The sequence below is a fragment of the Rhodococcus sp. NPDC060084 genome, from assembly GCF_042730335.1.
Classification (GTDB): domain Bacteria; phylum Actinomycetota; class Actinomycetes; order Mycobacteriales; family Mycobacteriaceae; genus Rhodococcus.
On the sequence record NZ_JBHWWX010000009.1, the window covers coordinates 83,073 to 98,505 of the forward strand.

The 15,433-nt window shown below is 69.0% G+C and carries 8 protein-coding genes; 6 read left to right on the forward strand and 2 right to left on the reverse strand.

What is annotated here, in order from left to right:
• Positions 1 to 24 precede the first annotated feature (24 nt).
• Positions 25 to 7,800 carry an amino acid adenylation domain-containing protein gene (locus tag ACFWBU_RS07815; RefSeq protein WP_378527965.1) on the reverse strand — a complete coding sequence of 2,592 codons (7,776 nt, stop codon included), beginning with the start codon at positions 7,798 to 7,800 and terminating at the stop codon, positions 25 to 27.
• Between the two features lie 171 nt (positions 7,801 to 7,971).
• On the opposite strand from ACFWBU_RS07815, the gene ACFWBU_RS07820 reads away from it, so the two are divergent.
• From ACFWBU_RS07820 to ACFWBU_RS07835, 4 genes are read left to right on the forward strand one after another with little or no spacing between them, the layout of a single operon-like run.
• Positions 7,972 to 9,114 (forward strand): isochorismate synthase MenF, encoded by a 1,143-nt coding sequence (locus tag ACFWBU_RS07820; protein ID WP_378527966.1) that lies wholly within the window; start codon positions 7,972 to 7,974, stop codon positions 9,112 to 9,114.
• The gene (locus ACFWBU_RS07825; protein ID WP_378527967.1) at positions 9,111 to 9,881 is read left to right on the forward strand and encodes a 2,3-dihydro-2,3-dihydroxybenzoate dehydrogenase; all 771 of its coding nucleotides are present in this window, start codon (positions 9,111 to 9,113) and stop codon (positions 9,879 to 9,881) included. Before ACFWBU_RS07820 ends, ACFWBU_RS07825 begins: the two co-directional genes overlap by 4 nt.
• A gap of 30 nt (positions 9,882 to 9,911) precedes the next feature.
• Complete coding sequence (locus tag ACFWBU_RS07830) at positions 9,912 to 11,561, forward strand: (2,3-dihydroxybenzoyl)adenylate synthase (RefSeq protein ID WP_378527968.1); 1,650 nt, start codon at positions 9,912 to 9,914, stop codon at positions 11,559 to 11,561.
• 29 nt (positions 11,562 to 11,590) lie between these two features.
• On the forward strand, positions 11,591 to 12,232 hold the full coding sequence (locus tag ACFWBU_RS07835) for an isochorismatase family protein (RefSeq protein WP_169651980.1): 642 nt from the start codon (positions 11,591 to 11,593) through the stop codon (positions 12,230 to 12,232).
• Position 12,233: 1 nt separating this feature from the next.
• On the opposite strand, the gene ACFWBU_RS07840 is transcribed toward ACFWBU_RS07835, so the two are convergent.
• Entirely contained in the window at positions 12,234 to 14,090 is a 1,857-nt protein-coding gene (locus tag ACFWBU_RS07840) for an ABC transporter ATP-binding protein (RefSeq protein WP_378527969.1), read from the reverse strand.
• Positions 14,091 to 14,175: 85 nt separating this feature from the next.
• Between ACFWBU_RS07840 and ACFWBU_RS07845 the strand changes: the two genes are divergently transcribed.
• Positions 14,176 to 14,604, forward strand: a complete 429-nt coding sequence (locus tag ACFWBU_RS07845; RefSeq protein ID WP_169621325.1) for a MarR family winged helix-turn-helix transcriptional regulator — start codon at positions 14,176 to 14,178, stop codon at positions 14,602 to 14,604.
• 55 nt (positions 14,605 to 14,659) lie between these two features.
• On the forward strand, positions 14,660 to 15,382 hold the full coding sequence (locus ACFWBU_RS07850) for a 2OG-Fe(II) oxygenase (protein WP_169621326.1): 723 nt from the start codon (positions 14,660 to 14,662) through the stop codon (positions 15,380 to 15,382).
• Positions 15,383 to 15,433 lie beyond the last annotated feature (51 nt).

Consider the following 15,433-nt stretch of genomic DNA (forward strand, 5'->3'; position numbering starts at 1 on the left):
AATTGGCCACGCCAAGCGTCACGATCATCCGAATTCCAAGGCGAACTCGTCGATCTCCGACTGATCGAGGCCACCGAGAGTCAGATCCGACGGAGTGAATCCACCGGCATCCCCCGACGCCGCGTGTCCGGCCAGCGCCTCCAGTGCCGCAACCCAGCACTCCACGAGGTCTGCGACCACGTGCTCGGGCACCAGTGCCGGGCTGTAGCCGAACGTGCCCCGGAGCACCGGCCCCTCCCCCGTTTCCTCGGTGAAGACGCCGATTTCGAGCGCGTGGTTCACCGGCATGTCGGCCTCGGTGGCGCCGCCGAGACCGGCCGATTCCGGCGCACTCGACCACGGCTGCCCTTCCGCCTCACCCAGCGTCAGTCTGCCCAGGTAGTTGAACCCGATCTCGGGAGCAGCCGCCGACGCGAGAACCTGCCGTCCCTGTTCGTCGAGATGCCGAAGAATCCCGAATCCGATACCGCTGTCGGGGATCTCGCGAAGTTGCTCCTTGACCTTCTTGAGTGCCTCACCGGCATTCCGGCCACCTGCGAAGGCGTCGTCGAGGTCTGCCCCCGACACGTCGAGCCTGGCCGGGTACAGGCTCGTGAACCATCCGACGGTGCGCGACAGATCGGCGCCGGCCACCACCTGCTCTTCTCGTCCGTGCCCTTCGAGATCCACCACCACCGCACCCGCGCCACACACCCGGGCTGTGGCCAGTGCCAGCGCGGTGAGCAGAACGTCGTCGACACCCGCGTGGAATTGCTCGGGCACCGTCGTGAGCAGAGCCTCCGTCACTGCGACCGGCACGTCGACATGCGCCTGCGCCGTCGCGGACATCGTGTCCCGCGTGGGATCGACAGGGCGGGAGGCGAAGGCGGCACGGCCGCCGGGCGCCGTGATACGACGCCACAACGGCAGTTCGGTTCGTCGCGCCGGCGCGGCCTCGAGCAAGCCGCGAGCCCAGACACGCAGCGGGGTACCGGACCGGAGCGGCGCGGTACCCGCGACGGCCTCGGCGAGGTCCGGGACCAGAATCCGCCACGACACCCCGTCCACCACCAGGTGGTGCACCGCGAACAGCACCCGGCCCTGCACGCCGGGGCCCGGATCGAAGAACACGACGCGCACGAGTTCCCCGGACCCGGGGTCCAGCGCCGCGTACGCCTCCTCGGTCGCCGCGACCATCACCGCGGACGGGTCGTCCAGGCCGGAGATGTCGACCCGGGTGACCACGTGCGCAGCCGACACCGCACCCACCGGCAGGACCTCGAGAACGCGTGCAGCCGAGTCGAACACCGAACGCAGCGCGTCGTGGACGTCGAGCAGGGATTGCACGGCGCCGGTCAGTTCGCCGAGCGTGAGGCCTTCCGGGGTACGCAGCAGCCTGGACTGCGCGTACCTGGCGTACGGTCCCCCTCGGTCCAGCAGGTCGTGAACGATGGGCGTCGCCGGAATGCTGCCGAGCGCCGCCGCGACATCCGTTTCCTGCCGGCCTGTATCCACCTCGGCGACGCGGGCCAGACCGGCGACGGTCCGGTGCTCGAAAACGTGCCGCGCGGTGAACCGCAGACCCGCCGCGCGGGCCTTGGCCACGAGCTGGATCGACACGATGGAATCACCACCGAGAGAGAAGAAGTCGTCGTCGAGGCCGACCGCGTCGAGTCCGAGCACTTCGGCCACCACGGCGCAGAGCCGCCGTTCCATGTCGTTGCCCGCCACCCGGCCGGCTGTCGCGGGTGCGAACACCGGGGCGGGGAGCGCGGCCCGGTCCACCTTGCCGTTCGCGGTCAGCGGGAACTCCTCGAGCACCACCACCGCAGCGGGCACCATGTGGTCGGGCAGCCGTTCGGCCGTGTATGCCCGGACCGCGTCACCGTCCACCTGCGCAGTCCCCGGCACGACGTAGCCGACGAGACGTCTGCGTCCGGGTTCGTCCTCGCGGGCGAGCACCGCGGCGGCTGTCACGTCCGGATGTCCGGCGAGTACCGCCTCGACCTCACCGAGTTCGATACGGAACCCGCGAATCTTGACCTGATCGTCGGCGCGGCCGAGATATTCGAGACGATGGGGCACCCGGGATGTCCACCGCACCGTGTCGCCGGTGCGGTACAGCCGGCTCCCCGGTGTACCGAACGGGTCGGCCACGAACCTTCCGGCCGTGAGGCCGTGCCGGCCGAGGTATCCCCGGGCCACGTGCGGACCGCCGACGTACAGCTCACCCGGCACACCCGGCGCCACGGGGCGCAGGTAGCGGTCGAGGACGAGCGCACGACCCCCGGCGATGGGCTCGCCGATATGCGGCGCCACGTCCGCCGTCATGACTGCGGCAGTCGCGTCCACCGTGCACTCGGTGGGTCCGTAGATGTTCAGTGCGCGCAGCCCCGGAGTGGCGGCGAGCCGGGCCCACAGCTCGGCGGGCACGGCCTCGCCGCCGACTGCGACCACCGACGGGCGGTGATCCGCGGCGGGGTCGAGAAGCCCTTCTGCGACGAGTTGCGTCATCAGCACCGGCGCGCAGTCCAGGGCGTCGATCCGATGCTCACGAACATAGCCGACGATGCCGTCGGCGTCGGCGGTCAACTCTTCGGGGAGCACGTGCACGGTGTGGCCGCCGAGCATCGCGAGCAACTGCTCGACCGAGGAATCGAACGCGAAGGTGTAACTGAGCAGCACCCTCAGCCGCTGTTCTGCCGGGTCACCGTAAGTGCCGGAACGCACCGTCTCCCAGAGATTCACCACACCGCGGTGCGGCACGACGACGCCCTTCGGCAGACCGGTGGAACCGGAGGTGTAGACCACGTAGGCGGCGTTGTCCGCACCGGCGCGACCGCGCAGTTCCGTGGCCGGCGACGGCATGCTCGCGTCGCTGCACTCCGCGACGGCACTCTCGTCGAGCGCGACGGTCACCCCTGCATCGCGCATCATGTAGTCGATGCGCTCGAGCGGGTAGTTCGGGTCGATCGCGAGGTACGCCGCGCCCGCCTTCCAGACACCGAGAATCGCCGCGACCACGGCGCTTCCCCGCGGGAGCCGTAGCGCGACGACCGTTTCTGCCCGGACGCCGCGATCCACGAGATGACACGCGATCCGGTCGGACCACGCGTCGAGTTCCCCGAACGTCAGGGTTTCCTCCGCGGAGACGACGGCGGGGAGATGCGCCGCTGCGGCAACCGTGCGGTCGAACAGCTCGACCAGCGTCTCCGGAACCGGTTCCGGGCGTGCGGATTCCGGTGCCGATCGACCGGCGCGGAGCCAGTCGCGTTCGGCGCCGGAGAGCAGGTCGACACGGGACAGGGGACGGTCGGGGTCTCCGGCCAGAGCGGCGAACCCACGCACCACGCGCGCGGCGAAAGACTCGGCGGTGTCGTGGTCGAACAGATCACGGGCGTATTCGACGCGTACCCGCATGGACCCGTCCGGTGTGTCCACGACGTCGAATGTCAGATCGAACATCGCGGCATCGTTGGGGACGAGGGACACCTCGGGCGCCAGGTGCTCGAACGCGCGCAAGGCAGGTGGGTTCCGGTACTGCACCATCACCTGGAACAGGGGGTGGCGGGCGGCGCTTCGCTCGGGGTCGAGGGCCTCGACGACCCGGTCGAACGACACGTCCTGGTGGGCGTACGCGGCGATGTCGGCGTTCTTGATGCGGGCCAGCAGTTCCCGCACGGTCGGGTCACCGGACAGGTCGGTGCGCAGGACCACCATGTTGACGAAGAACCCCACGAGATCGTCGAGTTCGGAGGCGGGCCGGCCCGCGGTGGGTGAGCCGATCGGGATGTCCTCCCCCGCCCCGCTGTGGGAGAGCGCGAGCGCCACGGCGGCGTGCACCATCATGAACATCGTCGTGCCGGTGTCGCGGCCGGCGGCGCGGACCGCGTCGGCGAGTCCGGCCGGGACCGCGAGTTCGACGCCGCCACCGGCGAACGATGCCACGGCCGGGCGGGGCCGGTCGGTTGCCAGCTCGAGTTCCGCGGGTAGACCCGCGAGCTCGGTGCGCCAGAAGTCGAGTTGCCGTCCGGCGAGCCCGGTCTGGTCCTTCGGGTCGCCGAGCAGTTCACGCTGCCACACCGCGTAGTCCGTGTACTGGACGGGCAGTGGAGCCGGCTCGGTGACGGCGGCACCTGTGTGCGCGGAGTAGAAGGTTCCGAGGTCCCGCAGCAGAATCGGCGTGGACAGTTCGTCGCTCGCGATGTGGTGCACGAGCAGCAACAGGATGCTCTCGCCGGGCGCGACGGTGAACAGCCGCACCCGGACGGGGGTTTCGCGCTCGAGGTCGAATGCGTAGCGCGCCGCCGACCTCACGTCCGCCTCCACCGTGTCCGGGCCGGTCTCCACGACGGCGAACGGCGTCTCGACGTGCTCGAGTACCCGCTGCATCCCGGTTCCGTCCCGTTCGGTCAGCACCGTGCGCAGGCTGTCGTGGCGGGCGACGACGTCGGCGACGGCACGGCGCATCGCGTCGGCGTCGACGTCGCCGTGCAACCGCACGGTCAGAGGAACGTTGTACGTGGGGCTGGGCCCCTCCATCCGGAACAGGAACCACAGCCGTTGCTGCGCGAACGACAGCGGGACGAGGTCCCCGTGCTTCCTCGCGACCAGCGGTGGTCGTGCGGGCCCGGCGTCCAGACCCGCGCTCTCGCAGCGCACAGCCAGTCCGGCCACCGTCGGATGGTCGAATACTTCCCGGATCGCCAGTTCGACACCGAGAGTGTCCCGCACCCGGGCGAGAAGCTTCGCTGCCGAGAGCGAGTGTCCACCGAGTGCGAAGAAGTCGTCGTCGGCGCCGACGCCGTCGAGGCCCAGGATCTCTGCGAACAGCTCGCACAGGCGGCGTTCGAGTTCGGTGGCCGGAGGTCGCGAGGAGACGAGCGTGGCGAAATCCGGTGCGGGAAGCCCCTTCCGGTCCAGCTTTCCGTTCGAGGTCAGCGGTAGCTCACCCAGCACGACGAGTGCAGCAGGCACCATCGCCGCCGGGAGCCACTCGGTCAGTTGTGCCCGGGCAACCGCCGGATCGAGTGCATCGCCGACGAGATAGCCCACGAGTTGTGCGGTACCGGCAGCGTCCGTGTGAATCGCCGACACGGCGTGCACCACACCGGGAAGCCGCAGCAACGCCGCGTCCACCTCCCCGAGTTCGATGCGGAACCCGCGCACCTTCACCTGGTTGTCGACGCGGCCGCGGTAGACGATGTTCCCGTCCTCCGTCCACATCGCGCGGTCGCCCGTGCGGTAGAGGCGCGCGTGGACGGGATCGGCCGAGCCCGTCCCGAACGGGTTCGCGACGAACCGGGTCGCGGTGAGGGAGGGCGCGTCGAGATAACCGCGGACGACACCCGGACCGGACAGGTACAGCTCCCCCTCCGTTCCCGGCGGCACCGGGGCGAGACCGCTGTCGAGGAGGTAGGCGCGCAAGTTCGCGACCGGCCGCCCCACCACGGGAGTCTCGCTGTCGTGCACCTCGGCCACGAGGGCGTCGACACTGCACTCGGTGGGGCCGTAGAAGTTGAACGCGGCGCCGCGGCGCGCGCGCAGGTTCTCCCACAGCCGGCCGGTGGCCGCGTCGCCGCCGAAGCCGAGGGTGGAGACGGTGTTCTCGGGAAGCATCCCGTCCTCGACGACGTGGTCGAGTTGCGCCGGCGACAGTTCGACGAAGTCCCAGTCCTCGCGCAACGCCTGTTCGGTCAGTCGTGCGGGGTCGCGCTGGGCGGATTCGTCGACGATGTGGAGGGTGTGCCCGGCGAGCATCCACAGCAGCGGTTGCACGGAGGCGTCGAACGCGAGCGACCACGCGAGTCCGAGGTGCAGGTGGTCGTGCCCGGCTTCGCGTGCGGCGCGGGTGAACACCTGCTCGCGGTGGCTGTGCAGGAGATTGACCAGGCCGCGGTGTGGGGCGACCACGCCCTTGGGCCGTCCTGTGGATCCGGAGGTGTAGATGACGTACGCGACCGAGTCGGGCGTGGGCCCCGACCGTCCGACGGGTGGCAGATCTGTCTCCACACGGCCGCCGATGTCGGTGTCGGTGTCGGTGTCGTCGAGGAGAATCCGGCGGGTGGCACCGTCGGCGTCCGCAACCCGTCCGTCCGTGGTGCGGTCGGTGAGCACGTACACGGGCGCGGCGTCGGACAGCACGTACGCGAGCCGCTCGAGTGGCTGGTCGATGTCGAGCGGCACATACGCAGCGCCGGTTTCGAGCACTGCGAAAATCGCGGCGACGGCGTCGACCGTACGCGGCAGTGCGATCGCGATCCTCGGTTCGGCAGCGTCGCCGAGTCCCTCGGACACGAGATATCGCGCGAGCCGGTCGACCCGGGTGCGCAACTCCGCGTAGGTCAGCGTGGTTGTGGCGTCCGCGAGCGCCGGCACGTCGGGTGTCGCGGCGGCCTGCCGGTGCAGCAGATCGACGAGAGTCAGGCCCGGTTCGACCGGTATGTCCGGAGATGCGCTCCAGCGCTCCAGGATTCGTGTCCGCTCGGCGGGAAGGAGGATCGGCAGTTGCGCGAGCGATGTTGCCGGATCGAGGGTGGTCACGGAATCGAACAACTGCTCGAGACGTGCCGCGTGAAGCCGCAGGTCGTCCTCGTCGTAGAGGTCGGCGTCGGCGTCGACGAAGACCTCCAGGCCGGCGCTCCCGTCGAGGGGCCGCACCGTGATCATGAAATCCTGGAGCGGTCCGCGGGCGATCGAATGGACTGCAGCGGTGATATCGGCAAAACGGAACCGGTCGCCGAACGGTTTGACGTTGACGGACGGGCCGATGACCCCTCGCGACCCGGCGGGCAGGCGCAGGTCGCGCTGGATGTCCTCACCGCGGTAGCGGTAGTGCTCGCGGCACCGGGCAACCGAATCGCGGACCTGCCCGACGAGGCCGGACAGGCTGTCGCGTGCGGCGGGGCGCAGCCGCAACGGCACGACGTTGACCGCCGTCATCGGCACATTCAGTGCGGCGGAACCGAGTCTGTTCATCACCGGGAATCCGATGGTGATGTCGTCCCGCCCGGTCGCACCGCGCAGGTACGCGGCGACCAGGGCGGTCACCGCGTCGCCCCAGCTTCCGCGAGCGGATTTGCCGAGTGCGGCGAGCGCGTTCTGCTGCTGTGCGTCGAGGGTGAACCGGACCGCCCGGGAACGACGCGCGATTCCGCTCGCTCCGGGGCTCAGCGCCACCGCTTCCTCGACGTCCGCGAGGTAGTCGGCCCAGAACGCCCGGTCGGCGGCGAAGTCGTCCGACTCGCGGTAGCTCTCCTCTTCCCGCACGACCGGTTCGACGGGGGCGAAGCGGTGCGCGGCCGGTTCGGTGCCCGCGACGAGGGCTGTGTAGTGCTCGCCGATGCGGCGGTTGAACAGGGAGAACCCGAACGCGTCGAACACGAGGTGATGCCCGCACACGTACAGCACGACACGGTCGTCCGCGAGGCGCAGTACGGCGGCGCGGACGCACACGTCGACGGCCGGATCGACGGCGCGTGCCAGGTCGTTCGTCATCCACTCGTGGGCCGCGGCCCACGGGTCCGGCGCGCCGCGCACGTCCACGACGGGCGGGTCGGCGAGTTGTCTGCGTCCGGGAAACTGGACGACCGTACCGTCGGGCTGGGTTTCGAAGGCCGCGACCAGGGCCTCACAGTCGTCGGCGGCGCGGCGCACCGCCGCCACCAGGGCGTCCGTATCGACCGATCCGCGCAGTTCGAGGCATTCCGAGGTGTTGAAAATCGGGTTGTCGGGGGTCAATTGCTGAGCGAACCATACGCCCGTCTGGGCGCGCGTAAGCGCAAGTCCCGAAGTCGACGGCCTGGACGTGGGCACTGTCATCCCCTTTTCTGCGTTCGAAAACTCTTGGGCCCGAGCAGAACACCCGTGTTGCGCAACTCTCGGCAATGCGGAACAGTACCAAAGGTAAGGCTAACCGTATATGTTGCTGAAGCGATCTTGTGCACCTTGCGCTCGATCCGCCTTCTCACTCCGCTATCGAGAGGTTCGAGCATGCAAACATCGGTTGTCGACGCACCGACACCCGACTGTGCCGAGCGGACCGTGCCGCGCCCGTTCGTGTTGTCCCGCCCGCACGGCACCGTGATCGCCGAAGGACTCGACGACCGGTTCGACCGCGCCGATGCCGCGGCCGAGGCTCTGCGAACCGGGCGCGTGCGCGCTCTCGCCGGTGCGCTTCCCTTCGACCCCGCGCACCCCGCCGCCCTCACAGCGCCGCGTTCGCTGCGGCACACCTCCACGCCGCTCGGCGTCTCGAGGCCCGATCTCCCCACCATCCGTATCGCCCACGCGATTCCTGCCGAGCAGGCACACGTCGACCGTGTGGCCGCCGCACTCACCTTGCTGCGTTCCCCCGACGACGACCTCGTCAAGGTCGTCCTCGCACGCGCACTCCGACTGCGCTCCGAACGGCCGGTCCCGACCGCCGACCTCCTCGCACGACTCGCCGGGAACGACCCCGCCGGCAACGGATTCGCGGTCGACCTCACCCCGGCGGGAGGCTCCTGGCGAGGACGGCACCTGATCGGCTCGAGTCCGGAGGTGCTCATCCGGCGACGTGGCGATCTCGTCACGGCACATCCGCTCGCCGGATCGGCACCTCGTCACGCCGACCCCGACTCGGATCGCGCGACCGCCGAGCGTCTCGCGGAGTCCGCCAAGAATCTCGCCGAACACGCGCACGTCGTCCGTGCGCTGCGCGCCGTACTCGAACCGTTGTGCACCGACCTCGACATCCCGGACCAGCCGTCGCTGACGAGCACCAAGCAGTTGTGGCATCTCGGCACACCGGTCTCGGGCCGCCTGCGCGACCGCTCCACCACAGCGCTCGACCTCGCCCTCGCGGCGCATCCGACTCCCGCGATCTGCGGCACGCCCACCGAGGCGGCGCGCGAGTTCATCCGCGATGTCGAAGGCGACCGCGGGTTCTACGCCGGGGCCGTCGGGTGGTGTGACGCCGACGGTGACGGCGAGTGGATGGTGACGATCCGGTGCGCCGTGCTCGACGCGGACGGTCTCACCCTCACCGCCTATGCCGGTGGCGGCATCGTCGCCGACTCCGATCCCGCAGACGAACTCGCCGAGACCACCGTCAAATTCGGCACCGTGCTCGATGCGCTCGGGGTGCGGCGATGAGCGCCCCCGTCACCCTCGTCGTCGGTGCCGCACAGGGCATCGGACGTGCCACAGCGGTCACCCTGGCCCGCGCCGGACACCGACTCGCCCTCATGGACCGCGACCCCGTCGGACTCCGCAAGACCGCGGCACTGATCGGTGAGGGAACCCCTGTGTACCCCGTCGATATCCGCGACCACGACGCGGTCGAGTTCGCCGTCGGCAACATCGAATCCGACCACGGTCCCCTCGAGCGACTCGCCCACGTCGCGGGAGTGTTCACCACCGGATCCGTACTCGACTCCGATCCGGACGACTGGCAGCGCATGTTCGACGTCAACGTGACCGGACTGGTCGCGGTCCTGCGTGCCGTGGGACGTGTGATGCGGGAGCGCCGTTCGGGGTCGATCGTCGTGGTCGGCTCGAATTCCGCAGGTGTTCCCCGGATGGGCATGGGCGCCTACGGATCCTCGAAAGCGGCCGCGGCGATGATCGTGCGGGTCGCCGGACTGGAACTGGCGCCCTACGGAATCCGCGCCAATATCGTCGCCCCCGGCTCCACCGACACCGCGATGCAACGGTCGCTGTGGGAGGACCCCGACGACGACAACGGTGCGCGTAGCGCCATCGAGGGCGACCCCGCACAGTTCAAGGTCGGAATCCCGCTCGGGCGCATCGCAGAACCGTCCGACATCGCGGACGCCATCGAGTTCCTTCTCTCCGACCGCGCCCGGCACATCACCATGCAAGCCCTGTATGTCGACGGTGGCGCGACCCTTCGTGCCTGAGACCCCTTCCGTTCCCGAAAGGAATCATTCGTGACCTCCGGCCTCCGGCGCAGCGCGCTTGCCGACATCGCCCGTTTCCCCGAGGATTTCAGTGAGCTGTACCGCGGCGCCGGTTACTGGACCGGCGAGACGTTCGCGGAGTTCATGCCCACCCGCGCAGCGCACTTCGGCGACCGGGTCGCGGTTGTGGGACCGGACGCCACCGGGGCGCGGCGGCACCTCACCTACCGTGACCTCGACGAGTCCGCCGCACGTATCGCCACCGGGCTCCTGAATGCCGGTGTTCGTGCCGGCGACCGGGTCGTGCTCCAGTTACCGAACATCGTCGAATACACCGAAGTCCTCTTCGCGGTCTTCCGCATCGGGGCGTTGCCCGTGTTCGCTCTGCCGGCGCACCGCGCCTCCGAGGTCGGCTACTTCTGCCGTTTCTCGGACGCCGCCGCCTACATCGTCGCCGCCGAGCACGGTGGTTTCGATTACCGCACGCTAGCCCGCGAAGTGACCGGCGCGCTGGAGAACCCGCCCACAGTGATCGTCGCCGGAGACGCCGCCGAGTTCACCTCCCTGGCATCGCTGCGCACGCACGAGCCTGCACCGATCGCCGACGTCGATGCCGAGTCCGTCGCCTTTCTCCAACTGTCCGGCGGTACCACCGGAACCCCGAAGCTCATCCCCCGCACCCACGCCGACTACCTCTACTCTGTGCGCGACTCCGCCCGCATCTGCGGAGTGGACGAGCGCACCCGCATGCTGGTCGTGCTTCCTGCGGCACACAACTTCCCGATGAGCTCGCCCGGGATTCTCGGTGTCCTCCACTCCGGCGGCAGGGTGGTGCTGGCGCCGGATCCGAGTCCGGACACGGCCTTCGCACTGATCGAGAGCGAACGGGTGACGATGGCCTCGCTGGTCCCGCCGCTCGCACTGGCATGGCTGTCCGCACGGGCCCGTACCGAACACGACCTGTCGTCGCTCGAGGTACTGCAGGTCGGTGGCGCGAAGTTCCCGGCGGAGGCGGCCAAGCGGGTGCGCCCGGAACTCGGCTGCACGCTGCAGCAGGTCTTCGGCATGGCAGAGGGCCTCGTCAACTACACCCGCCTCGACGACGACGACGAGACGATCGTCCGGACCCAGGGACGTCCGATCAGCCCGCACGACGAGATCCGTGTCGTCGACGACGCCGACGAGCCCGTCCCGTTCGGTGCCCCCGGCCATCTCCTCACCCGGGGCCCGTACACGATCCGCGGTTACTACAATGCGCCCGAACACAATTCGACGGCATTCACTCCCGACGGGTTCTATCGCACGGGCGACATCGTGCGGATCACCGAGCACGGTTACATCGTGGTCGAAGGCCGCGCCAAGGACCAGATCAACCGGGGCGGCGAGAAGATCGCCGCGGAGGAGGTCGAAAACCATCTCGTCGCGCACCCCGCGGTGCTCGATGCCGCCGTGGTCGCCATGCCCGACCAGTACCTCGGCGAACGCACGTGTGCCTTCGTCGTCACCGAGGGTGAGGCGCCGAAAGCTCTCGCGCTCAAAGCTTTCCTGCGGGAGCGTGGACTCGCGGCGTACAAGATCCCGGACAAGGTGCGCTTCGTCGACGCGTTTCCGGTGACCGGTGTCGGCAAGATCAGCCGCAACGAACTGCGTCGCGCGCTGGCCGCCACCCTCCAGAACTGACCGACCACACCGCAGAAAGCGAAGATCCGATGGCTCTGCCGAAGTCCGTGTCCTATTCCCTTCCCCACGAGCAGCCCACGAACGTGGTGTCGTGGTCGATCGATCCGAACCGCGCCGTCGTGCTGGTGCACGACATGCAGGAATACTTCGTGCGCTCGTTCGACCGGGCGGCCGATCCGCTGGCCACGGTGGTTCCCCATATCGACCTGCTGCGCAACACCGCTCACGATGTCGGCGCTCCGGTCGTGTACACCGCGCAACCGGGAGACCAGGACCCGGCCGACCGTGCGCTGTTGTCCGACTTCTGGGGCCCCGGATTGTCCGAGGACCCCGCCGAGACGTCGATCATCGCGGAGTTGGCACCGCACGCCGGCGACACCATGCTCACCAAATGGCGCTACAGCGCCTTCATCCGCACCGATCTGCTCGAACGGATGCGCGCGTGGGGCCGCGACCAGCTGATCGTCACCGGCGTGTACGCGCACATCGGGTGCCTGACGACGGCCCTGGACGGGTTCATGAACGACATCCAGGTCTTCTTCGTCTCGGACGCCACGGCCGACTTCTCCCAACGCGAGCACGCCGACGCACTGAGCTACGTCGCCTCGCGGTGCGCGGTCGTGCTTCCGACGCACGAGGTGGTGGGCGCCCTCTCGTCGGTGCGCGCCTGAGTCACACGCCCACGGACCGGTCGGTGTGCTCGGCGAGCGTACGGCCGTCGCGTCGCGCGAGTGCCGCGTACTTGCCGCCGCGCGCGACGAGCGCGTCGTGGGTGCCCCGCTCGATGATCCGTCCGTGGTCGAGGACGACGATCTCGTCGGCGTCGCGCACCGTGGAGAGGCGGTGTGCGATGGTGATGGTCGTGCGCCCGGCCCGGGCGTTGTCGAGCGCCTGCTGCACGGCGCGTTCGGTGTCGTTGTCGAGGGCACTGGTCGCCTCGTCGAGCACCAGGATCCGCGGGTCCCGCAGCAGCGTGCGGGCAATCGCCATTCGTTGCTTCTCGCCACCGGAGAACCGGTGTCCGCGTGCGCCGACCACGGTGTCGTAGCCGTCGGGCAGCGAGGTGATCAGGTCGTGGATGTGCGCTGCCCGCGCGGCGTCCTCGATCTCCGCGTCGGTGGCGTCCGGCCTCGCGTAGCGCAGATTCTCCCGGACGGTGGCGTGCAGCAGATAGGTCTCCTGCGACACGACACCGACGAGAGCCGCTACGTCGGCGAGCCGCATGTCTCGCAGGTCGATGCCGTCGATCGTCACCCGGCCGGAAGTGGGGTCGTACAACCGTGCCATCAGTGACCCGAGCGTGGTTTTGCCCGAACCGGTCTCGCCCACGAGCGCGACCTGCGCACCGGCCGGTATGTCGAGGTCGATCCCCTCGAGCGCGAGGCGATGTGCCCCTTCGTACCGGAAGCCGAGATTCTCGAATCGGACCCTGCCGGAGATCTTCTCGGGGTCGACCGGGACCGGGTGGGCGGGTTCTTCGATGTCGACGGCCAGATCGAGATACTCGAAGATGCGGCTGAACAGCGCGAGCGAACTGGTGACGGACACGCCGACGTCGAGCAGGCTCATGAGGGGACGGAACAGCGCGCCCTGCAGTCCCGTGAATGCGACGAGCGTGCCGATGGTCATGCCGCCCGAGGTCGCGGGCAGACCTGCGACGAGATAGAGCACCGCCGGAATCGCCGCGAAGACGATGTTCATGGTGGCCATGCGCCACCGCCCCGACAGTTGCGCCTGCACCTCGAGGTCGGCGAGATCGGCGGAGGTCTTCGCGAATTTGTCCGCCAGCGCGGGACCGGTGCCGAGAGTCTTGCCGAGCAGTACGCCGCTGACGGACAGGCCTTCGTCGATCTGGGTCTGGATGTCGGCGAGCCGGCGTTGCTGGCGCGTCGTGATCGCCCGTCGCATCTGGGCGACGCGGCGGGTGAGCCAGATGGCCGGCGGAAGCACGATCAGCGACAGCAATGACAACCGCCAGCTCAGCACAGCCATGGCGATCGCGGTGCCGACCACGGTCGTGATGTTGGCGGCGAGCGAGGTGGCCGTCGTCGTGACGACGGACTGCATGCCGCCGATGTCGTTGGTCAGTCTCGACTGGATTTCACCGCCACGGGTGCGGGTGAAGAAGCTCAGGGACTGCCGTTGCAGGTGGCTGAACACCCGGGTTCGCAGGCCGTGCATGATTCGCTGGCCGACCGTGGTGGAGATCCAGGTCTGCACCACTCCGAACAGTGAACTGATCGCGGTGACCGCGAGCATGCCGCCCACGGCCCACAGCAACAGGCTCACGTTCTGGTGCGGAATCGCGTCGTCGATGACGGCGCGCACGAGGAACGGCGTCGCGAGCGACACAGCGGACGACGCCACGATCAGCACCACGACAAGGGCGATCTGACGACGATAAGGGGCGAAGAGCGCGCCGATCCGGCGCAGGCTGACGGGAGATTCGCGCAGTTGCTCGACGTCTTTGGGATCGATTTTTCCGCGGCCACCGGGGTGACCGCCTCGACCTGGTGGGGGATGCATCATGCACACCACCTCGATTCATGATTCGTACGTAATTACTGAGGTTGCCTCATTAAGAGGTAACTGTCAAGTGAGGTATAGTCCGGTCATGTCCGATTCTCCCGTTGTGCTGCGCGACCTTCTGATGGGCGCCACCCGCACCCTGCGGCGACGTTGGCACGACTTGCTGAACCCGTGGGAGCTGTCCCCACACGAACACCGCGCACTCCGGGTCATCGGCGACACCGACACCCCGATCCGCCTCGGCGTGGTCGCAAAGGCACTGCGTATCGCGCCTCGATCGGCGACAGAGGTCGTCGACCGCCTCGAATCCCGTGGACTGACCGAGCGCCTACCCGATCCCGCCGATCGCCGCGCGGTATGTGTGCAGCTCACCGATAACGGTCGCACAGTTCTGGACGAACTCGACGCGGCACGCGATACCGACGCCGCGGAGGTGTTCGCCAGGCTCGACCCCTCCGAACGCGCCGACCTCGCCCGGCTGCTTCGCAAGCTCGTCGACGACGCTCCTCGCTGAGATCTCACGTTCTCGCGCTCCGGTGCGTTTACCGTACGAGAGCGAAGGAGCGAGTATGACGCAGCACACCTCGACCTTGCCCGCCCGCATCGATGACCTCCCCTGGCCGCAGCTCGTCGACGACCTCGACAACTACGGTTGCGCCGCCACCGGCCCGCTCCTCGGGAACGCCGAGCGTGCCGAGATCTCGTCGCTGTGGGACGAGGACACCCGATTCCGCACGACCGTCGACATGGCCCGCCACCGCTACGGCCACGGAACCTACAAGTACTTCGGCGCGCCCGTCCCCCGCCCGGTCGCCCAACTCCGCGCCGCCTTCTACCGCCGCCTGCTCGCCCCCGCGCGCGAATGGGCCGAGCGATTGGGTGATCCCGCACCCTGGCCCGACGACTTCGACGAGTGGCTGGAAATGTGTCACGCTGCCGGCCAGAGCAAGCCGGCGCCGCTGATGCTGCGCTACACAGGCGGCGACTGGAACGCGCTGCACCGCGACCTCTACGGCGATCTCGCGTTCCCGCTGCAGGTGGTGATCGGGCTCGACCGTCCCGGTCTCGACTACACCGGCGGCGAGTTCCTGCTCCTCGAGCAATGTCCCCGAGCCCAGTCCCGCGGTACTGCCACCGTGATCGAGCAAGGGCACGCCTTGATCTTCACCACGCGCGACCGCCCGACACGCGGTGCACGCGGATGGACGCGGTCGCCGGTGCGGCACGGTGTGAGCACCGTCCGGTCCGGACTGCGGCGCACGCTCGGGCTGGTGCTGCACGACGCCGCGTGAGCGTGCGGGCGAGAATCCGCGGCCGACGATGCCCGGTCCCGCAAGGTAGGC